The sequence below is a fragment of the Streptomyces sp. NPDC002004 genome (genome assembly GCF_053593975.1).
The window spans coordinates 62,155-86,874 of sequence record NZ_JBSFDP010000029.1 but is presented as its reverse complement, the minus strand read 5'-3'; the positions used below and the strand labels follow the sequence as shown (position 1 = coordinate 86,874).

Annotated in this window: 19 protein-coding genes and 1 pseudogene; 11 read left to right on the top strand and 9 right to left on the bottom strand. The window is 72.6% G+C overall.

Features of this window, described 5'->3' with window-relative positions:
• Nucleotides 1-39 precede the first annotated feature (39 nt).
• Nucleotides 40-591: a PadR family transcriptional regulator gene (locus ACWCP6_RS29635; RefSeq protein WP_450935644.1), complete on the bottom strand. Its 552-nt coding sequence runs from the start codon at nucleotides 589-591 to the stop codon at nucleotides 40-42.
• A gap of 50 nt (nucleotides 592-641) precedes the next feature.
• Nucleotides 642-2,663 (bottom strand): FAD-dependent oxidoreductase, encoded by a 2,022-nt coding sequence (locus tag ACWCP6_RS29630; protein ID WP_450935643.1) that lies wholly within the window; start codon nucleotides 2,661-2,663, stop codon nucleotides 642-644.
• A 302-nt stretch (nucleotides 2,664-2,965) separates the two neighbouring features.
• Here ACWCP6_RS29630 and ACWCP6_RS29625 point away from each other — a divergent pair, with 302 nt between their 5' ends.
• Complete coding sequence (locus tag ACWCP6_RS29625) at nucleotides 2,966-3,355, top strand: MarR family winged helix-turn-helix transcriptional regulator (RefSeq protein ID WP_450935647.1); 390 nt, start codon at nucleotides 2,966-2,968, stop codon at nucleotides 3,353-3,355.
• Between the two features lie 152 nt (nucleotides 3,356-3,507).
• On the opposite strand, the gene ACWCP6_RS29620 is transcribed toward ACWCP6_RS29625, so the two are convergent.
• The gene (locus tag ACWCP6_RS29620; RefSeq protein WP_450935642.1) at nucleotides 3,508-4,368 is read right to left on the bottom strand and encodes an SAM-dependent methyltransferase; all 861 of its coding nucleotides are present in this window, start codon (nucleotides 4,366-4,368) and stop codon (nucleotides 3,508-3,510) included.
• A 276-nt stretch (nucleotides 4,369-4,644) separates the two neighbouring features.
• Here ACWCP6_RS29620 and ACWCP6_RS29615 point away from each other — a divergent pair, with 276 nt between their 5' ends.
• The 3 genes from ACWCP6_RS29615 to ACWCP6_RS29605 all read left to right on the top strand — a co-directional run bounded on the left by ACWCP6_RS29615 (nucleotide 4,645) and on the right by ACWCP6_RS29605 (nucleotide 8,989).
• Nucleotides 4,645-5,820 carry a serine hydrolase domain-containing protein gene (locus ACWCP6_RS29615; protein ID WP_450935641.1) on the top strand — a complete coding sequence of 392 codons (1,176 nt, stop codon included), beginning with the start codon at nucleotides 4,645-4,647 and terminating at the stop codon, nucleotides 5,818-5,820.
• A gap of 463 nt (nucleotides 5,821-6,283) precedes the next feature.
• Nucleotides 6,284-8,260 (top strand): amino acid transporter, encoded by a 1,977-nt coding sequence (locus ACWCP6_RS29610; RefSeq protein ID WP_450935640.1) that lies wholly within the window; start codon nucleotides 6,284-6,286, stop codon nucleotides 8,258-8,260.
• Nucleotides 8,261-8,527: 267 nt separating this feature from the next.
• Nucleotides 8,528-8,989 carry a cyclic nucleotide-binding domain-containing protein gene (locus ACWCP6_RS29605; protein ID WP_450935639.1) on the top strand — a complete coding sequence of 154 codons (462 nt, stop codon included), beginning with the start codon at nucleotides 8,528-8,530 and terminating at the stop codon, nucleotides 8,987-8,989.
• A 167-nt stretch (nucleotides 8,990-9,156) separates the two neighbouring features.
• On the opposite strand, the gene ACWCP6_RS29600 is transcribed toward ACWCP6_RS29605, so the two are convergent.
• Complete coding sequence (locus tag ACWCP6_RS29600; protein WP_450935638.1) at nucleotides 9,157-9,456, bottom strand: DUF1876 domain-containing protein; 300 nt, start codon at nucleotides 9,454-9,456, stop codon at nucleotides 9,157-9,159.
• 97 nt (nucleotides 9,457-9,553) lie between these two features.
• Nucleotides 9,554-10,321, bottom strand: coding sequence for a helix-turn-helix domain-containing protein (locus ACWCP6_RS29595; RefSeq protein ID WP_450935637.1), 768 nt, complete (start codon nucleotides 10,319-10,321; stop codon nucleotides 9,554-9,556).
• 283 nt (nucleotides 10,322-10,604) lie between these two features.
• On the opposite strand from ACWCP6_RS29595, the gene ACWCP6_RS29590 reads away from it, so the two are divergent.
• Entirely contained in the window at nucleotides 10,605-12,044 is a 1,440-nt protein-coding gene (locus ACWCP6_RS29590; RefSeq protein ID WP_450935636.1) for a hydrolase, read from the top strand.
• A 227-nt stretch (nucleotides 12,045-12,271) separates the two neighbouring features.
• On the opposite strand, the pseudogene ACWCP6_RS29585 reads toward ACWCP6_RS29590, so the two are convergent.
• A pseudogene (locus tag ACWCP6_RS29585) lies at nucleotides 12,272-13,579 on the bottom strand (DUF6777 domain-containing protein); the annotation flags it as partial.
• A 191-nt stretch (nucleotides 13,580-13,770) separates the two neighbouring features.
• On the opposite strand from ACWCP6_RS29585, the gene ACWCP6_RS29580 reads away from it, so the two are divergent.
• Complete coding sequence (locus ACWCP6_RS29580) at nucleotides 13,771-15,093, top strand: streptophobe family protein (RefSeq protein ID WP_450935635.1); 1,323 nt, start codon at nucleotides 13,771-13,773, stop codon at nucleotides 15,091-15,093.
• Between the two features lie 18 nt (nucleotides 15,094-15,111).
• Here ACWCP6_RS29580 and ACWCP6_RS29575 read toward each other — a convergent pair whose 3' ends face one another.
• Nucleotides 15,112-15,777: a hypothetical protein gene (locus tag ACWCP6_RS29575; RefSeq protein ID WP_450935634.1), complete on the bottom strand. Its 666-nt coding sequence runs from the start codon at nucleotides 15,775-15,777 to the stop codon at nucleotides 15,112-15,114.
• 17 nt (nucleotides 15,778-15,794) lie between these two features.
• On the bottom strand, nucleotides 15,795-18,152 hold the full coding sequence (locus ACWCP6_RS29570; protein ID WP_450935633.1) for an FHA domain-containing protein: 2,358 nt from the start codon (nucleotides 18,150-18,152) through the stop codon (nucleotides 15,795-15,797).
• 267 nt (nucleotides 18,153-18,419) lie between these two features.
• Between ACWCP6_RS29570 and ACWCP6_RS29565 the strand changes: the two genes are divergently transcribed.
• Together ACWCP6_RS29565 and ACWCP6_RS29560 are read left to right on the top strand one after the other, a co-directional pair.
• Entirely contained in the window at nucleotides 18,420-19,688 is a 1,269-nt protein-coding gene (locus tag ACWCP6_RS29565) for a serine hydrolase domain-containing protein (protein ID WP_450935632.1), read from the top strand.
• Nucleotides 19,689-19,799: 111 nt separating this feature from the next.
• The gene (locus ACWCP6_RS29560; RefSeq protein ID WP_450935631.1) at nucleotides 19,800-20,411 is read left to right on the top strand and encodes a class I SAM-dependent methyltransferase; all 612 of its coding nucleotides are present in this window, start codon (nucleotides 19,800-19,802) and stop codon (nucleotides 20,409-20,411) included.
• 160 nt (nucleotides 20,412-20,571) lie between these two features.
• Here the strand turns inward: ACWCP6_RS29560 and ACWCP6_RS29555 are convergent, their stop codons facing one another.
• A complete protein-coding gene (locus ACWCP6_RS29555) occupies nucleotides 20,572-21,402 on the bottom strand; it encodes a DUF72 domain-containing protein (protein WP_450935630.1) in 831 nt (276 codons plus the stop codon).
• Between the two features lie 173 nt (nucleotides 21,403-21,575).
• On the opposite strand from ACWCP6_RS29555, the gene ACWCP6_RS29550 reads away from it, so the two are divergent.
• The 3 genes from ACWCP6_RS29550 to ACWCP6_RS29540 all read left to right on the top strand — a co-directional run bounded on the left by ACWCP6_RS29550 (nucleotide 21,576) and on the right by ACWCP6_RS29540 (nucleotide 24,566).
• Nucleotides 21,576-22,832, top strand: coding sequence for an SLC13 family permease (locus ACWCP6_RS29550; RefSeq protein ID WP_450935646.1), 1,257 nt, complete (start codon nucleotides 21,576-21,578; stop codon nucleotides 22,830-22,832).
• Between the two features lie 3 nt (nucleotides 22,833-22,835).
• A complete protein-coding gene (locus ACWCP6_RS29545) occupies nucleotides 22,836-23,363 on the top strand; it encodes a universal stress protein (protein ID WP_450935629.1) in 528 nt (175 codons plus the stop codon).
• A gap of 69 nt (nucleotides 23,364-23,432) precedes the next feature.
• On the top strand, nucleotides 23,433-24,566 hold the full coding sequence (locus ACWCP6_RS29540; protein WP_450935645.1) for a PP2C family protein-serine/threonine phosphatase: 1,134 nt from the start codon (nucleotides 23,433-23,435) through the stop codon (nucleotides 24,564-24,566).
• The last annotated feature ends 154 nt before the right edge of the window (nucleotides 24,567-24,720 follow it).

The window sequence follows — 24,720 nt, the reverse complement described above, 5'->3', positions numbered from 1 at the left end:
GCGCCGCCGCCGGGGCCGCGGGGGGGCCCGGCGGCCGGGTCAGGACTGCGGTCCGCCGTGGTCGGCGGGCAGCTCCGCGAGGGCGTGGGTGAGCCAGTGGATCCAGAAGGTCTCCAGGTCGATACCGGCACGCAGGACCAGATGCTGGATGCGGTCCTGCGCACTGGTGCGTTCCGGTGGGAAGTCGCGCCGCTCGATGGCCTCGTACTCCGCGAGCTGGCGCCGGTGCAGGTCGAGATGGCGGCGCAGGTCGTCGGCGATGCCGGCGGTGCCGACGACGGCCGAGGCCCGCAGCCGCAGCAACAGCGGGTCGCGCAGTGCCTTCGGGTCCTGGGGTTCGCCGGTCCAGCGGGTGAGTTCGGCGCGGCCCGCGGGCAGGACCTCGTACTCCTTCTTCTGCCCACGGGACGGCTGCACAGAGGGCAGCGCACGGATGTAGCCGTCCCGCTCCAGCCTCCCCAGCTCGCGATAGATCTGCTGATGCGTGGCCGACCAGAAGTAGCCGATCGACCTGTCGAACCGCCGCGTCAGTTCCAGACCTGAGGACGGCTTTTCGAGCAGGGCGGTGAGGATCGCGTGCGGGAGGGACATGCCCGCATCCTAGGGACGGATGCGGGCCGTCGGGTCACAGCACCGCCGGGTCACAGCGCCGCCGCGACCTCGGTGCCCTGCCGGATCGCCCGCTTCGCGTCCAGCTCGGCGGCCACGTCCGCACCACCGATCACCTGGACGCTGCGGCCCGCGGCGAGCAGCTCCTCGTACAGACCGCGGCGAGGCTCCTGTCCGGCGCACAGCACGATCGTGTCGACCTCGAGCACGTCGCTGCGGCCGTCGACGGTGATGTGCAGTCCGGCGTCGTCGATCCGGTCGTACTGGACGCCCGCAACCATCGTGACGCCACGGTGGCGCAGTTCCGTGCGGTGGATCCAGCCGGTGGTCTTGCCGAGTCCGGCTCCCACCTTGGAGGCCTTGCGCTGCAGCAGGTGGACCTGGCGCGGCGGCGCGGGCCGCTCGGGCGCGGTGAGCCCACCCGGCCCGCGGTAGTCCATGTCGACGCCCCACTGCCGGAAGTACGTCGCCGGGTCCTCGCCGGCCTTCTCCCCGCCGTCGGTGAGGTACTCGGCGACGTCGAAGCCGATGCCGCCCGCACCGACGATGGCGACCCGGTCGCCGACGTGCGCGCCGTCGCGCAGCACGTCGAGGTAGCCGACGACGCTCGGGTGATCGGTCCCCGGGATGGCCGGGGTGCGGGGGCTGACACCGGTGGCGACGACGATCTCTTCGTACGCGTAGGCGGTGAGGTCGGCGGCGGTGACGGGGGTGCCGAGGCGCACCTCCACGTCGAGGTCGGCCAGACGGGTGCGGAAGTAGCGCAGCGTCTCGTCGAACTCCTGCTTGCCGGGGACCTTGCGGGCGACGTTCAGCTGACCGCCGATCTCGTCGGCGGCGTCGAACAGGGTGACCGCGTGGCCGCGTTCGGCGGCGGTGACCGCGCAGGCGAGGCCGGCCGGGCCGGCGCCGACGACGGCGACGCGCTTGCGGAGCCGGGTCGGGGACAGCACGAGCTCGGTCTCGTGGCAGGCGCGGGGGTTGACCAGGCAGGAGGTGATCTTGCCGCTGAAGGTGTGGTCGAGGCAGGCCTGGTTGCAGCCGATGCAGGTGTTGATGGCCTCGGGGCGCCCGTCGCGGGCCTTGGCGACGAAGTCCGGGTCGGCGAGCATCGGGCGGGCCAGCGACACCATGTCGGCGTAGCCGTCGGCGAGCAACTGCTCGGCCAGCTCCGGGGTGTTGATGCGGTTGGTGGTGACGAGCGGGATGGAGACGGCGCCCATCACCTTCTTGGTGACGAAGGTGTACGCGCCGCGCGGCACCGAGGTCGCGATGGTGGGGATGCGGGCCTCGTGCCAGCCGATGCCGGTGTTGATGATGGTCGCGCCGGCCTGCTCCACGGCGCGGGCGAGCGTGATGACCTCGTCGAGGGTGGAGCCACCGGGCACCAGGTCCAGCATGGACAGCCGGTAGATGATGATGAAGTCGGTGCCGACGCGCTCGCGCACACGGCGGACGATCTCGACGGGGAAGCGGATGCGGTTCTCGTAGGAGCCGCCCCAGCGGTCGTCGCGGTGGTTGGTCGCCGCGGCGATGAACTCGTTGATGAGGTAGCCCTCGGAGCCCATGATCTCGACGCCGTCGTATCCGGCGCGCCGGGCGAGTTCGGCGGCGCGCGCGAAGTCGTCGACGGTCCGCTCGATCTCGTCGTCGGTCAGGGCGTGCGGCGTGAAGGGGCTGATGGGCGCCTGGAGGGCGCTCGGCGCGACCAGGTCCTGGTGGTAGGCGTACCGGCCGAAGTGCAGGATCTGCATCGCGATGCGGCCGCCTTCGCGGTGCACGGCATCCGTGATCTGCCGGTGCTGGTCGGCCTCCGCCTCGGTGGTCATCTTCGCGCCGCCCGGATAGGGGCGCCCGGCGTCATTGGGTGCGATGCCTCCGGTGACGATGAGGCCGACACCACCGCGGGCCCGGGCGGCGTAGAACTCGGCCATGCGCTCGAAGCCGCGCTCGGCCTCCTCCAGACCGACATGCATGGAGCCCATGAGCACCCGGTTGGGGAGCGTCGTGAAGCCCAGGTCGAGCGGGGTGAGCAGATGGGGGTAGCGGCTCATGGGGCCCTCCGTGCGCGGTGTCGTTCCGACAGTTGTAGACGACGGCCCGCCGCTTATGCAACTAGTTGCACAAGCGGCGGGCGTCACACCCGGACCCGGCGGCCGTGCGCCGGGGCGTCGGACGCGGAGAACCCGGACACCCCGGCACCCTCGGTCGCACGCGCCCGAGAAGTTGTACCGTGCAACCAATGGGAGGAGGCAACGCAGTGGAGCCCGCCGCAGACGCCGAAGAGACAACCGCCACCGGGGCGCCCCGGCCGGGGACGGCCCGCGAGCACGCGGTCGAGATCATCCAGCGGGAGATGACGGCGTTCGCCCGCCGGGCCAGGGCCACGGCGGCGCGGATGCACCCTGAGCTCTCACTGGTGTCGTTCACCCTGCTGAGCCATCTGCAGGAACGCGGGAGCTGCCGGGCCACGGATCTGGCCGCGCACTACGCGCTGGACAAGTCGACCGTGAGCAGGCAGGTCGCGGCACTGGAGCGGGCGGGACTCGTCGAGCGGCGGCCGGACCCGGAGGACCACCGGGTCCAGGTGCTCGGTACGACGGCGGCCGGGGCGCAGATCCTCGCGCAGGTGACCGCCGCCCGCAGGGAGGTGTTCCGCGAACGCCTCGCGGACTGGCCCGGGGACGATCTCGACCGGTTCGCGGACTACCTGCTGCGCTACAACCGGATCGCCCAGGGCGAGTGAGGCCCGCAGCCCCCAGGCGAACCGCCGGCGCCGCACGGGCCCCCGCGGCCGGGCGCACGGGCGACCTGCCGCGGCAGGGACGGGGCCGCCGGCCGCCCCCACGCCGCCGCGCCCTCGGCGGACGGCGCAGCGTGCGCCGACGGGCACGCAGGTCAGTCCTTGCGCAGCAGCCCGCCGTATTCGTAGATCCCCTTGTTGGACGCGGTCGCGCCGAGGTACGGGGCGAGCTCCGGGTCGACCGGGGGCAGCGCGGGCTGGTCCGGGTCCGGGCGCCAGTCGACGAGGTTCACCAGGCCGGGTTCCACCGGGCGGAGCCCGTCGAGCAGGGCGTCGACCTCGTCCGGCGTACGGGTCTGCCAGGGGATGCCGCCGCCCGAGATGTGGGCGGACATCGCCGCGCCGCGCGCGGGGTCGTCGGAGACCACCTGGGACAGGCCCACATGACTGCCGGGCGCCGCACGGTCGAGGATGGTGCGCAGGATGCGGCGAGGGTCGTCGGCGTCGACCAGGTGGTGCACGACCGAGAGGAACAGCACGGCGACGGGTTCGTCGAAGTCGATGAGCCGCTGCACTTCGGGGTCGTCGAGAACGGACTGCTGGTCGCGCATGTCGGCGGTGATCACGGTCGTGGTGGCGTCGTCTGCGAGGAGTGCCCTGCCGTGCGCGAGCACGATCGGGTCGATGTCGACGTAGACGACGCGGCTGTCCGGTGCGAAGCGCTGGGCGACCTGGTGGACGTTGTCGTCGGAGGGAAGCCCGCAGCCCATGTCGAGGAACTGACGGATACCCGCCTCCTGGGTGAGATGGCGGACCGCCCGGTAGAGGAACTGCCGGTTCTGCCGGGCGATGTCGACGCACTCGGGGAACGACGGCAGGGTGCCGAGCAGGAAGTCCCGGTCTATCTGGTAGTTGTCCTTGCCGCCCAGCATCCAGCCGTAGGCGCGCGCCGACGTCGGCACGTCGTACGGGATCTCCATCCGCATGGGCGTGTCGCCCGTCCTGTCGTCGGCCACGACGCTCTCCCCGTCCTCGCTGTTGCTCGTTCTCGATCACTTCGACTGCGAACCACCGTACACGGGAGGGAAGTTGGCTACCGGACGCCGGGGAGCACGCGGGCGGGGCCCGGAACTGGGGCCGGCCCGCGGGGCCGGGCGGTGCACCGGGCCCTCCGGCCCCTTCCCCGCAGTCCGACCAGTCGGTATGTTCCTGGGTGCCGGAAAACCGGCGTACGTTCCTCGTGGTCAGGGACGGGCGTACCCGTCACCCCCACAGTCACGGAGGTCCGTGCCATGCCCCAGTCGTCGTCGACGCCCGTGCACGGCCAGTGCGACCCGCGCTTCTCGGCGGTCCGTGAGGCGTTCGAGGAGAACTTCCGCCGCCGCGACGAACTGGGCGCGGCCGTCACGGTCGTGGTGGACGGTCACACCGTCGCGGACCTGTGGGGCGGCTGGGCGGACGGGGCGCGCACCCGTCCGTGGGAACGGGACACACTGGTCAACGTCTGGTCCACGACCAAGGGGCCGACCGCGCTGGCCGCCCATCTGCTGATCGACCGCGGGCTGCTCGACCCGGACGCCCCGGTGGCGTCCTACTGGCCCGAGTTCGCCGAGGCGGGCAAGGAGAGCGTCCTCGTACGGCATCTGCTGTCGCACCGGGCGGGTCTCGCCGGGGTGCGCGGGCGGCACACCCTTCGGGAGCTGTACGACTGGGAGGTCACGACCGGCCGGCTCGCGGCGATGGAGCCCTGGTGGGAGCCCGGCACGGTGTCGGGCTATCACGCGCTGACGTACGGCTTCCTGGTCGGTGAGGTGATCCGGCGGGTCGCGGGCCGGATGCCCGGCGAGTTCCTCCTCGAGGAGATCGCCGGGCCGTGCGGGATCGACTTCACCATCGGACTGCCGGGCAGGGAGGCGGGCCGGGTGGCGGAGCTGGTGCGCCCGCCGGTCCCGGTGACGGCCGAAAGGGCCGAGTCCCTGGTCTCGTTGGCCCCGGTCGCGCTGGCGGCGCTGGCCAACCCCGTGGTCGGCCCGGTCGAGGCGAACAGCACCGCCTGGCGGGCCGCCGAGCTGCCGGCGGCGAACGGCCACGGCACGGCGCGCGCGGTGGCCGCACTGTACGGGATCATCGCGCGGCAGGGGCGGCACGGCGACCGGCGGGTGATGTCGGCGTCGGCGACCGAGCGGGTGCGCGAAGGACAGGGCAGCTGCCGGGACCTGGTGCTCGGCGTCGGCCTGGAGTACGAGCTGGAGATCGGCCTCGGGCTGTGGCTGAGCGGTCCGAACGGCTCCTACGGGCCGAACCCGCGTGCCGCCGGCCACGACGGCTTCGGCGGTTCCTTCGGGCTCGCCGACCCGGAGGCGGGGGTGAGCATCGGTTACGTCATGAACCGCATGGGCCCGCACATCGCGGACGACCCCCGCAAGATGGCGATGATCGACGCGGTGTACGGATCGCTGTCGGCGTAGCGGTCCGCGGCGACCGAGGCCGGCCGGACGCGGCCACTGCCCGGTCCGCACCGGCGGCGCACGGCCGGCAGTCGCGTGCGGACCGGCCCGGTCGGCAGTCGGCAGTCGGCAGTCGCGTGCGGTCGGCCCGGCCGGCCGTCGGCAGTCGCGTGCGGGATCGGCCCGGTAGGTGCCCGGCCTCCTCGGTCCGTGCGAAGGCCGCGCCGGACTCCTCTCCGGAGACGAGGAACGCGGCGTCCGACGCACGGCGCCGCGGCACGCTCCCCGCAGCGCGGCGACCGGTCTCCGCACGGCGGCCCGGCCGACGGAGTGTGCGTACCCGACGCCCGTCGGGACAGAAGCGCTAAGGATGCGTTAAGACCCTCCCCGGTCGCGTCCCCCAGGGGCGGGTCCGAACGCGCCGTGCTGAATACTCGCTGCTCGTTGCCTGGACCCGGCAATACGAGAACGACAGGAAGAAGAGATGGATACCGCCACCGTCGACACGACCGACCCGGAGCCTGACGAACAGGCTCCGCCCCGTTGGCGTGCCTGGCTCCTGGAGGGCCTGAGCGAGCAGTCGGCCCGCCATCCCGGCCCCCACGGCACACCCCCCGCGGAGCACAAGGGCCAGGCCTGGTGGCGGGTCATGTGCCTCACCGGCGTCGACTACTTCTCCACGCTGGGCTACCAGCCGGGCATCGCAGCGCTGGCCGCCGGTCTCCTGTCACCGCTGGCCACGCTGGTGCTGATCGCCCTCACGCTGCTCGGCGCGCTGCCGGTGTACCGCCGCGTGGCCAAGGAGAGTCCGCACGGCGAGGGCTCCATAGCCATGCTGGAGCGGCTGCTGCCGTGGTGGGCCGGGAAGCTGTTCGTCCTGGTGCTGCTCGGCTTCGCCGCCACCGACTTCATGATCACCATCACGCTGTCGGCCGCGGACGCCGCCGCCCACGTCGTGGAGAATCCGTTCGCGCCGCACTGGATGCACGGCGCGAACATGTGGATCACCCTGTTCCTGGTGGCCGCGCTCGGCGCGGTGTTCCTCAAGGGCTTCCGTGAGGCGATAGGCGTCGCGGTGGCGCTGGTGGCGACCTACCTCGTGCTCAACCTGGTCGTCCTCGCCACGTCCGTGTGGCAGGTGCTGAGCCACCCGGTCAAGGTCGGCGACTGGACGCACGCGATGACGGCCCAGCACTCCTCGCCGCTCGCCATGGTCGCGGTGGCCCTGCTCGTCTTCCCCAAGCTGGCGCTCGGCATGTCCGGCTTCGAGACGGGTGTTGCGGTGATGCCGCAGATACGCGGCGACGCCTCGGACACCCACGCGGAGCCCAAGGGCCGGATCCGCGAGACCCGGAAGCTCCTCACCACCGCCGCGGTGATCATGAGTGGCTTCCTGCTGCTCTCCAGCCTCGCGACGACGATCCTGATCCCGCAGTCCGCCTTCGAGGCGGGCGGCCCGGCCAACGGCCGCGCGCTCGCCTATCTCGCGCACCAGAACCTCGGCGAGGGGTTCGGCACGGTGTACGACGTCTCGACCATCGCGATCCTCTGGTTCGCCGGAGCCTCGGCCCTGGCCGGGCTGCTCAACCTCGTACCGCGCTATCTGCCGCGCTACGGCATGGCGCCCGAGTGGACGCGGGGCGTGCGCCCCCTGGTGCTGCTGTTCATGACGATCGCGGTCGGCATCACGATCTGGTTCGACGCGGACGTCGACGCGCAGAGCGGTGCGTACGCGACCGGCGTGCTCGTGCTGATGCTGTCGGCGTCCTTCGCCTCGACGGTCGCCGCCCGGCACAGTGGTCACCGCGCCGCGACCTACGGCTTCGCGGTGATCACCGCGGTGTTCGCCTACACCCTGGTCGCGAATGTCATCGAGCGCCCCGACGGCATCAAGATCGCCCTGCTGTTCATCCTCGGCATCCTGCTGATGTCGTTCGCCTCGCGCGTGCACCGCGCCTTCGAACTGCGGGCCGCGCGGGTGACGTTCGACGAGGCCGCGACGCGGCTGATCGACGACTGCGCGGCCGCCGGGCCGCTGCGGCTGATCGCGAACGAGCCGGAGGAGCACAGCGCCGCCGAGTACCGCGCCAAGGAGTACAGCCAGCGCGAGCAGGCGCACATCCCCGACGGCGGTCCTGTGCTGTTCCTGGAGGTGTTCCTGCACGACTCGTCCGACTTCGCGGCCGATCTGGCCGTGCACGGAGTGGAGGAGCACGGCGTGCGCAAGCTGCGCGTCGAGGGGCCGGTCGTGCCCAACACGATCGCGGCCATCCTGATGCAGCTGCGCGACCGCACCGGGGAGGTGCCGCACGCCTACTTCAACTGGACCGAGGGGCACCCCGTCAGCCATCTGCTGCGCTTCCTCGTGTTCGGCGACGGCGAGGTCGCACCGGTCACCCGCGAGGTCCTGCGCCGGGCCGAGCCGGACCTGGCGCGCCGGCCGCGCATCCACGTCGGCTGAACGCCCGGCCGCGCCGGGCCGGCCACCGGGCAGCACCACCGTGCCGGGCCACGACCCCACGTCGTGGCCCGGCACGCGTGTTTCCGCACCGGCGCGCGGCCCGCGCGACCGCAGCGGACAGGACGCATGACGTTCGCGGGGCGTTTGTTCGACCAGTCGGCCCTTCCCCGGCGCCCCGAGGGGGCAACGCGCCGACAATGGAGGGATCCCACCCGTAGGCCGGCGCAGATCCCCCGTATCCGCACCCCCGAGAACGGAAGCCCTGCGATGAGTACTCCCTCCCCCACCCGCATGGCGGCCGCGCTGCCCGCCGAATTCCGTGCCCGGCTCATGGCCATCGCCAAGGAGGTCAGTTTTCCCGAAGGTCTGCGGATCTTCGAGGAGGGCCAGGTGGCGGACCACTTCTGGATCATCCGTTCCGGGACGGTGACACTGGATTTCGCCGTACCGGGTCGCCGGCCGGTGGTCATCGAGAACCTCGGTTTCGGGGAGCTCGTGGGCTGGTCCTGGCTCTTCCCGCCGTACGTGTGGCAGATGGGCGCCGAGGCGGAGACGCCGGTGCGCGCCCACGAGTTCGATGCGGCCCGGGTCCGGATGATGATGGACGCGGACCCGTCCTTCGGCTCGGCGTTCGGACACTGGGTGGGCAGGGTGCTGGCGCACCGGCTGCACGCGGCCCGGATCCGGCTGCTGGACACGTACGCGCCCTACGGGAGCGGCAGCACGTGACGGTCGCACCGCAGCGGTACGCATGCGTCGGGCCCGGGGACGATTCCCCGGGCCCGATGCGTCGTGCGCGGGGCCGCGGCCGGGCGAAGGTTCGGCCGGAGCCTGCCGTCGACGCTGTCGTCCACCCGAGGGGCGGGGCGAGTTCGACGGCAGGCCCCGGGCACGTCCTAGGTCTCCGTGCCCGGCCAACCGCTGCCGCGCCCCGTCGGCGCGTTCTCCGGTCCCGCGCCCGCCGCCGCCAGGTCGCGGTCCGCGACCCGCATCAGCTGGCCGGCGAGGTCGCTCATCGCGCGGCTCGCCGCCAGTTCGTCGCCGATCTGCGGGACGTCCACGTCCTGGGGATTGCACCGCGCGCTGCCGTGCCCGGTGAGCATGGCGGTACCGGTGTCGAGTGTCGCGCTGGCCTTGGTGGTGCCTTCCTGTTCCCTCAGGTGCAGGCCTACCGTCCAGTCCAGGTCCCGAGTCATGACGTACCTCCTCACCTGCGCCCGGCCGCCACGCGACACGGCGACCGGCCCACCTCCAATGATCCACCCGGCCGTGCCCGGTTGCCAGCGTCGCGGGTCAGTGGGAGGGCTCGCAGGGGTGTGCGCACTGGGGGTTGACGAGGCGGCGTCCGCGGATGCGCGTGGGGACGAGGGCGAGCCACAGACCGCGCCGGCCGCCCGCCCAGGGCAGCCCGCCGGCCCGGATCTCCAGACGGTGCGTCTTCTCCGCGTCGGTCACCGCCCTCGCGCGGCCGACGGCGAGCACGGTCCAGCCCTGACAGCAGGCGTCGTCGATGTGGTCGACCTCGAAGGCGACGACGGCGCCGGTGGCCGCGGTGAGCACCGGCCCCGGCGCGGTGCGGAAGGCGAGCTCCACACCCGTCATCACATAGTTCACGGGCACGATCGCCGGACCGTCGGGGGTGACGAGCCCCAGGCGGCCCACTCCGTGGGTGGACAGCAGCGCATGGCACTCCGCCACGGCGAGTTCGCGCAGTTCGGTGTTGCGGGGAACCATGCCGTGCCCGGGCGGCAGGTCGGCGGTGCCGCCGTTCAGCTCGGCGACGGTGGTGTCGAGGGCGGCGGCGAGCCTGAGCATCACGCTGATACCGGGGGTCGCCGCGTGCTCCTCCACGTATTCGATGTAGGTGGCGGCCGCGCCGCAGCGCCGGGCCACCTCCTCGCGGGTCAGCCCCAGCTCCTCGCGGCGCGCGGCCGCCCGCCGGCCCATGTCGGTGGCCGGGTGGTGCAGGATCCCGGCGACATGGGCGTGGGCGGTGACCGTGTGACGAGCTGTGGCGGGGTGATGTGACGCGTCCGGCTGTTGTTCGGTGGCTTGCGGCATGGTTCTCAGTCCGTTCGTGGTGACGGCCCGCTGGCCCGGGCCGCCCCCCGCTCCCCTTCCACTGTCACCCGAAGCGGCCCGGGCGCAACCCCCTGGACGGGGCGGCGCCGTGGAGCGGGCACTTCGGGCGCCTTCCGTTTTCGCCGCGTCACCCTCTGCCACTGCACGCGATTGCCATGTACTGTTCAACCAATCTTGCCCGGGCGCTCCCCGGCCGAGTTTCTACGCGCGCAGACTCGACCCTCCGCACCACCTTCCCCCACCCCTCATGGAGGTACGACGGATGCTCGGATCAGGCAGAACCAGGCGCCGCTTCGTCGGCGCACTCTCCGTCCTCGGCGCGCTCGTCGCGGGCACCACGGTCCAGGCCGCCCCGGCGGCCGCGGCCGCCACCCCGCACCGGGTGCTCTTCGACAACTCGAAGGCCGAGACCGCGGGCAACGCCGACTGGATCATCGGCACCAGTCAGCCGGACCCGCTCGGGCAGGACCCGACGCCCTCCGCCGAGACGGACTGGACCGGGGCGCTCTCCTCCTGGGGCGTACGCCTGCAGACGTCGGGCGACTACGCGCTCAAGACGCTGCCCTCCGGCAACTCGATCACCTACGGGACGTCGTCGCCGCTCGACCTGAAGAACTTCGACACCTTCGTGCTGCCCGAGCCGAACGTCCTGCTCAGCGCGAGCGAGAAGACCGCCGTCATGAACTTCGTCAAGAACGGCGGCGGCCTCTTCCTGATCTCCGACCACACCGGCGCCGACCGCAACAACGACGGCTACGACGCGGTCGAGGTCATCAACGACCTGATGTCCGACAACAGCGTGGACAGCACCGACCCGTTCGGATTCTCCGTCGACACGCTCGATGTGAGCACCGACAACCCGCGCGCCGTCAGCGACTCCGCGAACCCCGTCCTGAACGGCCCGTTCGGCAAGGTGACCGGCAGCATCCTCCGCGACGGCACCACCGTCACGCTCAAGCCCGCCGACAACCCCGCGGCCAAGGGCCTTGTCTACCGCACCGGCTACTCGGGCAACACCGGCGCCTTCTTCGCCACCAGCACCTTCGGCAGCGGCCGGGTCGCGTTCTGGGGCGACAGCTCACCCGTCGACGACGGCACCGGCCAGTCGGGGAACTCGCTGTACGACGGCTGGAACGACCCGGCCGGCACGGACGCAGCACTGGCGCTCAACGCCACCGAGTGGCTCGCGGGCGGGACCGGCGGCTCCGGGGGCGGGGGCGGCGGCACGTGCACCGCGGGCCAGCTGCTCACCGACCCCGGATTCGAGTCGGGCGGCACCGGCTGGTCCGCCACCTCGGGCGTCATCACCAATGACACGGGCGAGTCCGCGCGCACCGGCTCGTACAAGGCCTGGCTCGACGGCTACGGATCCGCGCACACCGACACGCTCGCCCAGACGGTCGGCGTCCCGGCCGGCTGCACCACCGCGCGGTTCGGTTTCTACCTGCACGTCGACACGGACGAGACCACCACCACGACCGCCTACGACACGCTGAAGGTGCAGGTCGTGAACGGCAGCGGAGCGGTCCTGTCCACCCTCGCCACGTACTCGAACCTCAACGCCGGGACCGGCTACACCCAGCGCAGCTTCGACCTCGGCGCGTACGCCGGGCAGACGGTGACCCTCAAGTTCACCGGCACCGAGGGCTCGACGCTCCCGACGTCGTTCGTCGTCGACGACACGTCGTTGAACGTGAGCTGACCCGCAGGCCCTCTTGGCGGTCAGGAACCGCCGGGTGCCGGGGCCCCGGAGCTCGGGGCCCCGGACGCCCGGGACGCGGAGGTCGGAGCCCGGGCCGTCGTCGCGGTGCCGGGTTGCGACTGCTGCGAGGCCGACGGGGCGGACGACGTCTTCTGTCCCGGTGACTCGGACTTCCCGGACGGCGACTTCGGCGCCGTCGAGCCCGGCGACCGGGAGGTCGGGGAGTTCGACGCCGACGTCGGGGACTTCGACTCGGGAGACTGCGACGTCGACGACTGCGATGCCGACGACCCCGGCTTGGACGACTCCGGCTTCGGCGACTCCGACTTCGGCGATCCCGGTTTGGACGACTCCGGCTTGGACGACTCCGGCGTCGATGATCGCTCTGCCGACGACTGCGACGAGGACTCCTTCGACGACGGCGACTGCGAAGCCGTGGAGTCCGACGTCCGGGACGGTGTCCTGGACGCGGGCAGGGACACCGCCGACGACGGGGTCGCCTGCCTGGCCGGCGGCGCCGTCCCTTCGTCGTGTGCCGTCGTGTCCCCCGTCCGCCGCGTGAACCAGCTGTCGCCGTGGGTGTCGTACATGACGAAGGTGTCGACCCGGCGCGGCGCCGGCGAGACGACCACGACGCTCGACGGCTCGTACGCCGGCCAGGAGACCCCCGTGTACCGCGGTCTTCCCCGGACCGCGACCGGAGGGGCCAGCGGGTTGCCGCACACACAGCGGACCCGTGGCACGCCGCGGTCGTCGACCAGAACCGCGGTCCCGGCCTGGAGCACCGCCTGATAGGGCCTGGCGGTGCCGTCGCGGTAGCCGTGACTGGTGACCCGCGTGTCCACACGGAGCTGCGCGGGGGTGAGCGACCGCAGGTATCCGGGCAGCGCCGAGGGGGAGACCTTCACCGCCGACGAGAACGCCCCGGCCCTCGCCCGCGTCGCCGTCAGCGCGGATATCTGCCGCTCCACGTCACAGCTGGACACCTCACGCGTGCCTGCGTACAGGCCGGGTGCCGAACCCTCCACGCCGCGCGTCACATTGACTCCTCCGGACGCCGACACGCTCGGCAGCGCGAGCGGCGACGGCGGACGGCCGTTCCCGCGCGCGGTCGAGGTGGTGAACGGATCCGGCCCCGCGCTCGACGCGGACTGAAGGAACACCTCGCCGCTGCCGCCCGACCCGCCCTGGGGGCGCGTGAACACCAGAACCAGGGCCACCGCGGCGACCACCAGCGCGGCGATCCCCGCCATCCGGGGCACCGACTGCCACCACGACGGACCGCGTCCTTCACCGGGCCCCTCGCCCGGGCCTCCCCCGCCCGGCACCTCGCCGGGAGCGCGTGGGCCCCCACCCGCCGGCCCTCTCGGCGGCCCGGCCGTCGGACCGCTCGGCGGCCCCGACGGCCGGGACCCGCGCTCGGGGACACCCCCGGGCCCCGGCGGAGTCCCCGACAGCGGTCCCGACGGCGGCCCGGTCGGGTGGCCCGACCCCGGCTCCGTCGGGCGTTCGGACGGCGGCGGTTCGACGCTCACGAGTCTTCTCCCCGGCGGTCTTGCGGGCTTCGTCCCCCGGAGCCGCGGCGATCGTCACGGACTTCCGTGCCGCTCCCTCACCTCATGCGCCTCGGTCGCACCTCACCCCCATTGTGTGCCGCCCTCGCGCCCGTCCTGCAAGCGGACCACCCGGCAGGCGCGGCGGCCCGAGCCGTGCCTAGCGTGGCAGCGTGAGCCGGCTGCCACCGTCCGAGCGGACAGGCGCGGAGCGCGGACTCCGCGACCGGCGTGCGCCGCACGGCTGGCTCGGGGCCCTCGCGACCGTGCTCGCCGGGCTGGTCGCGATGGCGGTCGTGGCGACGCTCGGCCTGTGGGCCGCCGGTGCGGGCGACCTGCCCGACAACGCCTTCCCGCGGGTGGTCGTGGCCGTCGTCGTCATGGCGGTCGGCGGCTCCGTCGACGTTTCCGGCAACGCCGGGGTCCTCGCCCGGACCAATGCGGACGTGTCCGTGCTGCCGCTGTCGGTCACCCTGGTCGGCGTCCTGGTGATCGCCGTCGCGTTCCTGAGGCCCCTGCGGCACGGTGCCGTCACGCGTGCCCGCGGACTCGCCGGCTGGGCCGCCCGGATCGCCGTGCTGTGGGTCCTCGCCCTCGTCGGCCTGGGGTTCGCCGCCCGCCAGAACTTCGCCGTCTCGCTCGGCAACTCCACCATCGGCGACATCGGCGAACTGCTGGACGTCTCCCCCAAGGTCGGCTTCGAGACCGATGTGCCGCTCACCGTCCTGTTCGGGCTGCTGTGGCTCGCCGGCGTCTTCGTGATCGCGCTGCTCGTCTCGCGCTCAGCGCCGCTCCCCGACCGTCTGCTGCGCGTGCAGCAGGCGGTCCGTCCTGCCGCGTTCGCGATGGTGGCGCTGCTCCTCGCCTACGTCGTGGTGGGCTTCGTCATCGCCCTGGTGGTCGCCGCGTCCCGCGGAAACGTCGCCTCGACCTTCGCCGTGGTGCTCCTCGGACTGCCGAACCTCGCCTGGCCCGCCCTCACCCTGGGACTCGGTGCGACCTGGGACGGCAAGGTGGACGGACTCCTCGGATTCCCGATGCCCTCGGTGCTCGACGCCGTCCTGCGCACTCCCGACGTCTCCACCGTGAATGTGCGCACGCTCGCCGCACTGGACGGGCGTGCCTGGTGGCTGGTGGTGGTCGCCGCGGTCCTGGTGCTGTTCTCCGCGTTCCTGATGGCGGCCCGCACCCCGGCCCGGATCCCGGCCTGGCGGCACGCCGTGCACATGGCCGTCGCCCTCGGTCTGACGGTGCTCACCGTGTGCCTGGTGTGCCGGGTCTCCGCGCACTACGGCCTGTCGCTGCTGGGGATCGGCGACCTCGGCGGAGGCCTGTCCGGGCAGGTGCTGCTGCTGCCGCGGACATGGGGAGCGATCGGTCTCGGGGTGGTGTGGGGGCTGGTCGCGGGCTTCCTCGGCGGCCTGTTCACGGCGCGGGTGCACCGGCGGGGCACGGCCGGGCAGGACGTCCCCGAGACGGGTCCGCCACAGCCGTGAGACGGCCCGCCCCGGACGTCAGGGCCCCGCGGCCTCCGGCGGGGGCTGCTCCCCCTCGGGACCGGAGCGCGGAACGTCGACGACCCGGGTCGGATCACGCGGGGCGGCGCCCGGCGGGCCGGGCTCGTCGCCCGCTCCCGTCCCGCCCTCGCCGGCGCTCGCTCCGGCTTCTCCCGCAGCCGCCCCGCCTTCGGCAGCGCTCGGTTCGTGGGGGGCTGCGTACGGGGTCAGCCGCGTCCCGTTGCAGTACAGCCACCGGTCGTGCTCGGCGTCGTAGAGCCACAGCGACTCGCCGTCGACGACCATGCCCACCCGAAGCCCCTGGGTGCGCCGGTGGAAGGTCTCGCCGTCGGCCTGGCCGTACATCAGGTCCTCGGTGGCGCTGCGGTAGTGGCCGAGTGCCTCCTCGACCCGCGTCAGCAGAGGGAGGGGGTCGGCCGTGTGCTCAGGCGGGGCGCCGGGTAGCGGCGGGTCCTGCGGGACGGGGACGAGGAGCCGGGAATCGACCCAGGCCGACCAGTCGTTGGCGCACAGGATCAGTGCCCAGTCCCCTTTGCGGTCCACCAGGCGCACCGGCAGCAGCGGGTCGAGCGGCACGGTGGGCCGGGACGTGTCCGGTGCCGCCCAGGCCTGCATGCCGCCCTGGGGCACCACGTGGGTGGGACGGAATTCCACAGTGGTCATCGCGTCTGCTCCTCCCGCTACCTCCGCATGACGGCCGGTTCCTGCCGCCGCAGCAGCACCGTGACCGCGTAGCCGTAGACGATGGAAAGGGCGACGAGCATGCCCATGTTGAGCAGCCATACGCCCGTCGCGTGCTGGAACCTCGGGTCGGCCGTGAGGTCGCCGGGCACGATCCCGGCGAGCCCGATGGTCCCGGCCATGGCGCCGAGTGCCCACCGGGAGGGCACGAGCCACGCCAGCTGCTCGATGCCGGGCACGCCGTTCAGCTTCAGCAGCGCGCCGCAGAAGACGACTTGGACGATGGCGAGGAACACCAGCAGCGGCATCGTCACCTCCTCCTTGCGCACGAGCGCGGAGACGAGGAGGCCGAGCATCAGGGCGGTGAACGCCAGCAGGGCGACGGCGAGGGTGAGCTCCACGAGCGGTGGCAGAAGGACGCCGTGCCCGCCGGGCGCGCCCAGGTCGACGCCGAGCAGGGCGACCAGCGTGAGCACGACGGCCTGGAGCACGGTGACGGTCCCGAGCACCACGACCTTGGACATGAGGTACGCGGATCTGGACAGCCCGACCGCCCGCTCGCGCCGGTAGATCACGCGCTCCTTCATGAGCTCCCTGACACCGTTGGCCGCGCCGGTCAGCACGGCTCCGACACAGAGGATGAGCAGGGCGTTCAGCGCGGTCTGCTGGGTCAGCCGGCTGCCGGCCAGCGCGCGGGCCATCGCCCCCATGACGAACGGCAGGGCGACCATGACGGCGATGAACGTCCGGTCGGCGCTGAGCACGGCCGCGTAGCGCCGGATCAGCGTGCCGAGCTGGGCGAGCCAGCTCTGCGGCTTCGGCGGCGGCCCGGAGACGGCCGCCGCAGCGGTCTGGGGCGCCGACGGCCGGTGCGCGGAGCCGGCGACGTACTGCTGGTGGAAGGACGAGCTGCGGTAGGCCTCCGCCCAGTCGCGGTCACGCTCGTGTTCGAACGCATCGAACGCCTGCGGCCACTGGCTGAATCCGAGGAAGCCGAGCGTGCGGTCCGGGGGCCCGTAGTAGGCGACCCGGCCGCCGGGGGCGAGCACGAGCAGACGGTCGCACAGGTCGAGGCTGAGCACGCTGTGCGTGACGACGACGACGGTGCGTCCGTCGCGGGCGAGGCCGCGCAGCATGTGCATCACCGAGCGGTCCATGCCCGGGTCGAGCCCGGAGGTCGGTTCGTCGAGGAAGAGCAGGGACGGCTTGGTCAGCAGCTCCAGCGCGACGCTGACGCGCTTGCGCTGGCCGCCGGAGAGCGTGTGGATGCGCTGCTCCGCGCGCTGCTCCATGCCCAGTTCGTGCAGCACCTCCTCGACCCGTGCCTCGCGCTCGGCCCTCGCGGTGTCCTGCGGGAAGCGCAGCCGGGCGGCGTAGCGGAGGGCGCGGCGGACGGTGAGCTGCGTGTGGAGGATGTCCTCCTGAGGGACGAGGCCGATGCGCAGCCGCAGCTCGGCGTAGTCGCGGTAGAGGTCGCGGCCGTCGTAGAGGACGGTGCCGTGGTCGGCGGGGCGCAGTCCGGTGAGCGCGTTCAGCAGGGTCGACTTGCCGGCGCCGCTGGGGCCCACCACGGCGAGCAGGCACCTCTCGCCGACGGGGAACGACACGTCGTCGAGGAGCGTCGTGCGGTCGCGGTCGACGGTGACCGTCAGGTCCTGGACCTCCAGGCGTACCTCACCGGCGTCGACGTACTGCTGGAGCTGGTCGCCCACCAGGCAGAGCGCCGAGTGGCCGATGCCGACGAGGTCTCCGTCGGCAACCTGTGCGCGGGTGATCCTGCGGCCGTTGAGGAAGGTGCCGTTGTGGCTGCCGAGGTCGACGATCTCGTAGGTCCCGTCCGGGCGTGCGCACAGTTCGGCGTGGAGGCGGGAGACGGTGAGGTCGTCGACGACGAGGTCGTTGTCGCGGCTGCGTCCGATGCGGACGGTGCGGGCGGGCAGCGGGCGCACGCTGGTGGGCTGCCGGAACGCGCCGGTGGCGGAAGGCCGGACGACGACGGAGGGGCGGTCGGGGGCGCGGGCGGTCGGGGGTGCGCCCTCCCGGTCCAGGATGACGGCGCTGGGCCCGTCGTCGGCGCTGCCGAATCTGATGACGCTGCCCGGTCCCACATCGCGTTCGTGGATGCGCAGGCCGTCGGCGTAGGTGCCGTTCGTGCTGCCCTCGTCGGCGAGGGTCCAGTGGTCGGCGTCGACGCGCAGGACGGCGTGGTGCCACGAGACCCGGGCATCCTCGATGACGACGTCGCTCGACGGGTCGCGCCCCAGGTGGTAGTCCCGGCTCGGGTCCATCACGGTGACCCCCGTGTCGGTTCTCAGCACGAGTTCGGGCGCGGTGGGCGCGACGGACCGCTCTCCCATGACCGAAATTGTACCGATCAGCACCGTTTCGTCGCGGCGGGTTCGGGGGCCTGGCCGAGTGCACGGGACAGGCTGGGGCAAGGACGGGCGCGGGGGCACGGGTCGGGCCGGGGGCGGGTGCAGGCCGATCGGGTCAGTGCCGGGCCGGCCCCGGCTGCCGGGCCCGGGGACGCGACGTACGTTGAGCTCGGCTCACGTCTCCTCCGCGCGGCGGTCCGGTGGTCCCGGCCGCCGCCGTCGGCCGCACCGCTGGAAAGAGGCACCGCAATGTCGCGTACGCCAGAACGCTGCCGCCCGGCCCCACGGTCGCACCGCACGGCCGCCCTGGGTGTCCTCACGGCCGCGGGCCTGCTGGCCCTCACTGCGTGCACCGCCACCGCGACACCCCCGTCCGGTGCGGCCGCGGCGGCCACGGGGTCGCCGACGGCCTCCTCGGCCACTGCGCCCGGCCGGCCGCTGCCCGCCGCCGACGCCGCACGGCTGGACCGGGCGATCCGGCAGACGATGCGCCAGGCGGGTGTGCCCGGCGTCGTCGTGGGGCTGTGGATGCCCGGCAGGGGCGACTACGTCCGCTCGTTCGGCGTCGCCGACAAGACCGCCGGGACGCCGATGTCGGACGGGCTGAACATGCGGATCGGCAGCGAGACGAAGACCTTCACGGTCACCGCGGTCCTGCGCCTGGTCGACCAGGGCAAGGTCGGCATCGACGACCCGGTCTCGCGGTACGTGCCCGGCGTCCCGGAGGGCGACCGGATCACCCTGCGCCGGCTCGCCGACATGCGCAGCGGGCTGTACTGCTACACCTCGGACCCGGATTTCCAGAAGGCGCTGTTCACGGACCCCGACCACAGGTTCACGCCGCGGGAACTGCTCGGCTACGCCTTCAAGCACCCCAACAACTTCCCGCCCGGCGAGCGGTTCCAGTACTGCAACACCAATGCGATCCTGCTGGGCCTGGTGGTGGAGAAGGCGAGCGGGAAGCCGTTCGGGGACTTCCTGGCGGAGCAGGTCCTGGCGCCGGGCCGTCTCGGCCGCACGCTTCTGCCGACCGGTTCGCAGTTCCCGGATCCGCACGCACACGGCTACACCAACCAGACCTTGAACGGCGAGGTCGCGGACTCGACGAACTGGGATCCGTCGTGGGCCTGGGCGGCCGGTGCCATGATCTCCGATCTCCAGGATCTGCGTTCCTGGGCCCGCATTCTCGCGACCGGTACGCTCCTGAAGCCCGCAACCCAGGCGCAGCGCATGAAGTTTCTGCCCAGCAATTTCCCCGGCGCCGGGTACGGTCTCGGTGTCTTCGACGTCCACGGCTGGATCGGGCACAACGGTTCCCTGCCCGGATACGAGAGCCTGACGGTCTATCTGCCCGAGCAGCGGGCGACGCTCGTGGTGCTCCTCAACACGGACATCATGTACAAGGGCAACGAGCCGAGCAGCCTCTTGGGGAAGGCCATCACGAGCATCGTCACACCGAAGAACGTGTACGACCTGCCTCCCGCGGAATCCACGCAATCCCCGTCGCCCACGTCCTGAGCCACAGCACTGCCCGCACCCCGCGAGGGGGCGGTGCCTCCTGCCCGCGGGCCCGCACGGTGGCGCGCGTTACGGGCGACGGCGACCATGAGGAGGAGGCCGGAGGCGCGGATGATGCTTCCCTACACACTCCTGTACCGGCTCGGGCTCACCCCGTGGGAGCGCCAACCGGTGGCCCACGGATTCCGGGACGCCCTGCGGGCCCCGGAAGCGCTGCCGCCGGGCCGGGCGCTCGACATCGGCTGCGGTACCGGTCGGCATGCCGTCCATCTGGCGCAGCGGGGATGGCGGGTCACCGGCGTCGACCTGGTGCGCGAGGCGCTGGCCGCGGCACGGGAGCGGGCGGCCCGGGAGGGCGTCGACGTGGAGTGGGTCGAGGGCGACGCCGGCGCACTCGACGATCTGGGGCTGGCTCCGGGATACAACCTGCTCTACGACTTCAACTGCCTGCACAGCCTGCCCGACGACGCACGCGTCCGTGTTTCCCGGGCGTTGACGCACCTCGCCGCGCCCGACGCGACGCTGCTGCTGACCGGTTTCGTACGCGGACACCGGCTGCTGCTGCCCCGCGGCATCGACGAGGACGAGGTTCTCGGCCTCTTCGGCACCACGTGGGACCTGCTGGACGTGCGGGACATCGCTGACCGCAGCACCATGACGTTCCCGGTCCGGCACGCACGCCCGCACTGGTACCGACTCGCCCTGCGGAGCACCCCGCTGTGAGCCGTCCGGTCGGTGCGGAACGCGGGAGACACGGGACGCGCGCGGGCAGGAAGTCCCGCCGGTCGCCGAGTGCCGTCACCGCGTCGAACACATTGCCGACGATGGGTGCGCGCAGGAAGGCCTGGCGCGGTTCGCGCGGGAAAGGTTGGAGGAGCGCGGTTCACGCGGGTGAGGTCGGGCGCGGCGCGTGCGCGTGATCCCGCTGCCGGTCGGGCGCGGGGTGCCCCCGTCGATCGGGCGCGGGAGAGTGGTGCGGTGCGCAGCCGGGGTGCGCGGTGAACCGCCTGAAGGCGGTGGCGTCCAGAGCGGCGGCCCCGCCCAGGTCGTTGTTGAAGTAGGCGAAGACATCCGCGTCCTCGGGCCAGGTGTCGGCGATCCGTCCGGCCCAGGACAGCAGGGCGCCCCTGCCGTAACGGGGCCAGGGCCTCCCCCGCCCGGCGTGGAAGCGTACGTATCCCCAGTCCGCCGTGCGCCACAGCGGCGTCACCGGGCGCGATCCGCGGTCCGCCCAGCACAGCGCGGCGCCCCGCGACCGGAGCACGGCCCGCACCTCGGACGTCCACCAGGAGTCGTGCCGGGGCTCGACGGCGACGCGGGTGCCGGGCGGGAAGCAGGCCAGACAGGTGTCGAGGACCACCGGGTCGGCGCGCAGCGTGGGCGGGAGCTGCAACAGGACGGGGCCCATGCGGTCGCCGAGACCGGCCGCGTGGTCCATCAGCCGTCCGACCGGCTCCTCGGGATCGCGCAGCCGCTTCACATGGGTGAGGAACCTGCTGGCCTTGACCGCCATGACGAACCCGGCGGGAGTGCGGGCGCGCCACGCCTCGAACGTCTCGTACGCCGGCAGCCGGTAGAAGGCGTTGTTGTTCTCGACCGTGGTGAAGAGCCGGGCGTACTCCTCCAGCCACAGGCGCTGCGGCAGGTCCGGAGGGTAGACGGTCCCGCGCCAGTCCTTGTACTGCCATCCGGACGTTCCGACCAAGACGGGCATACGTCGATGATGCCCCGAGCACCGTGGGCGCCGCCCGGCGGGGCCCGTCGGCGCCCGGGTGACGCGGACCGGGTCGCCGCAGGTCACGCACCGTCCGTCTGCTTCGATGAAGGGTCCGCGTCCCCACCGGTGAAGAAGGGTGCGCGGTCCGTCATCGACAAGGGAGGCCCGACCTGAGCGCGCCGTTCGCCGAGGCCCTGTCCGCGGCCCTGCTCCTGCTGGTGCTGGTCTGCGCAGTGGTACGCCCGATGGGCCTGCCGGAGGCGGCGGTCGCGGTGCCCGCCGCGGCCCTGCTGATCGGCACCGGGGCGATCCCGCTGGAGCATGCGCGTGCCGAGGCCGAGCGGCTGGGCCCGGTGGTCGGCTTCCTTGCCTCGGTCCTCGTGCTCGCCCAGCTCTGCGACGAAGAAGGGCTGTTCCACGCCTGCGGGGTGTGGATGGCCCGCACGGCCCGGGGCCGACCGCAGCGCCTGCTCGTCCAGGTCTTCGTGACCGCGTCGCTGATCACGGCGGTGCTCAGCCTGGACGCCACGGTGGTGCTGCTGACCCCGGTCGTGTTCGCCACCGCGGCCCGGCTGGGCGCCCGCCCCAAACCGCACGTGTACGCCTGCACCCATCTGTCGAACACGGCGTCACTGCTGCTGCCGGTGTCGAACCTGACCAACCTGCTGGCGTTCGCGGCGAGCGGGTTGAGCTTCACGCGCTTCGCCGCGCTGATGGCGCTGCCGTGGCTGGTCGCGATCGCCGCCGAGTACGCGGTCCTGCGGTGGTTCTTCGCCACCGACCTGGATGCCGGGGCGCAGGCACCACCCGCCGCCGACCCGCCCGAGCTGCCGCTGTTCGCATTGGTCACGGTGGTCTGCACACTGGCCGGCTTCGTGCTCACCTCCGCCCTGGGCGTGAACCCCGCCTGGGCGGCACTCGCGGGCGCCCTGGTGCTGGCCGGCCGTGCCCTCGCCCGGCGGCGCACCACACCGCGGGACGTCGTACGCTCCGCCGCTCCGGCCTTCCTGCTGTTCGTCCTGGCGCTGGGGATCGTGGTCCGGGCGGTGGTAGACAACGGTCTCGCCGGTGTGCTGGGCCGGGTGGTTCCCGCCGGAACGGGGCTGCCCGCCCTGCTGGGTGTCGCCGCGCTGGCCGCGGTGCTGGCGAACCTCATCAACAACCTCCCGGCGGTGCTGGTGCTGCTGCCGCTGACCGCACCGGCCGGTGCCGGCGCCGTGCTCGCGGTGCTCCTCGGGGTGAACATCGGCCCGAACCTCACCTACGCCGGGTCGCTCGCCACGCTCCTGTGGCGGCGCATCGTGCGGGAACACGACACGGACGTGAATCTCGGCGAGTTCACCCGGCTCGGGCTGATCGCCGCTCCCGCGAGCCTGCTCCTCGCCGTCCTGGCACTGTGGGTCTCGCTGACCGTGATCGGAGGCTGACTCATGGCCGTCATCGTGTGGATCGTCGAAGGCACCTGGCCCGCGTGCGTCGACGCGGCCCGGGCACGCACGCCCGAGGACACCGACATCGTGCTGCTCCACGTGAGCGCACCAGACGTCCCGGAGGCCGCACACGGGGCGTACGCCGGGCTGATGGGCCGCGACCGGCACTGGGGACACCGGTCTGACGACGTCCGGGGAGGCGACCCGGGCACCCGGCTGGAGCAACTGGCCGCCGCGTCCGCAGCGGAACTCCTGCAGTTCGCCGCGGAGCGCCTGGGCCGTGCCTGTGCCCGTGTGGAGCGCAGCGGGCGCGTGGAGCGTGAGGTCGTCGCCGCGGCCGAAGGTGCCGATCTGCTCGTGCTGGCCCGGGACGGGGACCGCTCCCACCTCGGGCCGAGGAGTCTCGGCCCGGCCAGCCGCTTCGTCGTCGACCACGCTCCGTGTCCGGTCCTGCTGGTCTGGCCGGAGACGGCGCCCGGCATCTCCTCGATCCCACCGCCACCCCCGCACCCGCCGCACCACCCGTAGCCGCCCACCACGTGTAGTCCGCCGTCCACCGGAGGGTGCACAGTGGAAGGCGTGAGCCTCTGGCAGCGCATGGAGGGCGTGCGGCAGCCGTGGCGGTCGAGTCATGTGCTGATCGTGATTCCGATCCTGCTCATCGTGGCCATCACGGCCGTCGACATGCTGGTGCCGGCCGACATCCATCTGGGACCGCTGCTGGTGGTCGCGCCCGCGATCACCGCGTCCTTCGCCGGCCCCTGGCTCACCGGTCTGATCGGGCTCCTGGCGGTGCTCGCCCAGGCCTACATCGGTCTGCACTTCGGGGTGCTGTTCTCGGAGCGCAACGTGATGGTGCAGGTGCTGTCCCTCGCCGTGCTCTCGGCCATGATCGTGTTCTTCTGCAAGGTGAGGGAGCGCCGGCGACGGGAGCTGGCCAGGGTCCGTTCGGTGTCCGAGGCCGCACAGCAGGCCCTGCTGCGTCCGCTCCCCCGCCGCATCGGCGGTCTCGAGCTGGCCTCCTTCTACGTGGCCGCGGACGAGGAGGCCGAGATCGGTGGCGACCTCTTCACCGCGACGCGCACCGACGGCGGGGTCCGGGTCCTCATCGGCGACGTCCGCGGCAAGGGTCTGACCGCCATCGGCGAGTCCGCGCTGCTGCTCGGCGCCTTCCGCGAGGCGGCCGACAAGCACCGCGGGCTGCCGGCCCTGGCCGCCGCGCTCGATCACAGCGTGTCCCGCTATCTCACCGACTTCATGGAGGACGACGGGGATCTCGCCGAGCACTTCATCACCGCGCTGCTTCTGGAGATACCGGACGACGGCCTCACCGCGCGGATGACCAACTGCGGCCACCCGCCGCCGATCCTGCTAGGCCGGAACGGCGTGGTCAGCGTGAGCGGCCCCCGTCCGGGGCCCCCGCTGGGCATGCTCGCGATGGGCCGGGGCGGACACACGGCGGACACCTTCGGCTTCGAACCCGGCGACACGCTCCTGCTGTACACCGACGGGGTGACCGAGGCACGTGACCGCAGAGGCGTCTTCTACCCCTTCAAGGAGCGCGCCGCACAGTGGAGCAGATGCGGTCCCGAGACGCTGTTGCGCCACGTCCGCCGCGACCTGCTCCACCACTGCGGGGGCCGGCTCGGCGACGACGCCGCGATCGTCGCCATCCAGCGCGCACCCGTGCCGCAGCACGGACACCACCTCGGTCATCTCCTTCACGCCTAGCGACGGGCATGCTCGCCCCGCGCGAGCCCGGCATGCCCGGCAGGGCTCCTCCCGGGGGCGTGCCGCCCTGGTCGCCCCGACGCCGCGCGAGTTGACGGAACGTTGACCATCTCAGCGGAGAGTTGACTCTTTCAATGGAGATCGGTGACGCAGT

Bases quoted from the DNA above. Each gene is read 5' to 3' on its own strand.
- ACWCP6_RS29635 (WP_450935644.1), bottom strand. From the start codon at position 591: ATGTCCCTCCCGCACGCGATCCTCACCGCCCTGCTCGAAAAGCCGTCC.
- ACWCP6_RS29630 (WP_450935643.1), bottom strand. From the start codon at position 2,663: ATGAGCCGCTACCCCCATCTGCTCACCCCGCTCGACCTGGGCTTCACG.
- ACWCP6_RS29625 (WP_450935647.1), top strand. From the start codon at position 2,966: ATGACGGCGTTCGCCCGCCGGGCCAGGGCCACGGCGGCGCGGATGCAC.
- ACWCP6_RS29615 (WP_450935641.1), top strand. From the start codon at position 4,645: ATGCCCCAGTCGTCGTCGACGCCCGTGCACGGCCAGTGCGACCCGCGC.
- ACWCP6_RS29610 (WP_450935640.1), top strand. From the start codon at position 6,284: ATGGATACCGCCACCGTCGACACGACCGACCCGGAGCCTGACGAACAG.
- ACWCP6_RS29605 (WP_450935639.1), top strand. From the start codon at position 8,528: ATGAGTACTCCCTCCCCCACCCGCATGGCGGCCGCGCTGCCCGCCGAA.
- ACWCP6_RS29600 (WP_450935638.1), bottom strand. From the start codon at position 9,456: ATGACTCGGGACCTGGACTGGACGGTAGGCCTGCACCTGAGGGAACAG.
- ACWCP6_RS29595 (WP_450935637.1), bottom strand. From the start codon at position 10,321: ATGCCGCAAGCCACCGAACAACAGCCGGACGCGTCACATCACCCCGCC.
- ACWCP6_RS29590 (WP_450935636.1), top strand. From the start codon at position 10,605: ATGCTCGGATCAGGCAGAACCAGGCGCCGCTTCGTCGGCGCACTCTCC.
- ACWCP6_RS29575 (WP_450935634.1), bottom strand. From the start codon at position 15,777: ATGACCACTGTGGAATTCCGTCCCACCCACGTGGTGCCCCAGGGCGGC.
- ACWCP6_RS29570 (WP_450935633.1), bottom strand. From the start codon at position 18,152: ATGGGAGAGCGGTCCGTCGCGCCCACCGCGCCCGAACTCGTGCTGAGA.
- ACWCP6_RS29565 (WP_450935632.1), top strand. From the start codon at position 18,420: ATGTCGCGTACGCCAGAACGCTGCCGCCCGGCCCCACGGTCGCACCGC.
- ACWCP6_RS29560 (WP_450935631.1), top strand. From the start codon at position 19,800: ATGATGCTTCCCTACACACTCCTGTACCGGCTCGGGCTCACCCCGTGG.
- ACWCP6_RS29555 (WP_450935630.1), bottom strand. From the start codon at position 21,402: ATGCCCGTCTTGGTCGGAACGTCCGGATGGCAGTACAAGGACTGGCGC.
- ACWCP6_RS29545 (WP_450935629.1), top strand. From the start codon at position 22,836: ATGGCCGTCATCGTGTGGATCGTCGAAGGCACCTGGCCCGCGTGCGTC.
- ACWCP6_RS29540 (WP_450935645.1), top strand. From the start codon at position 23,433: ATGGAGGGCGTGCGGCAGCCGTGGCGGTCGAGTCATGTGCTGATCGTG.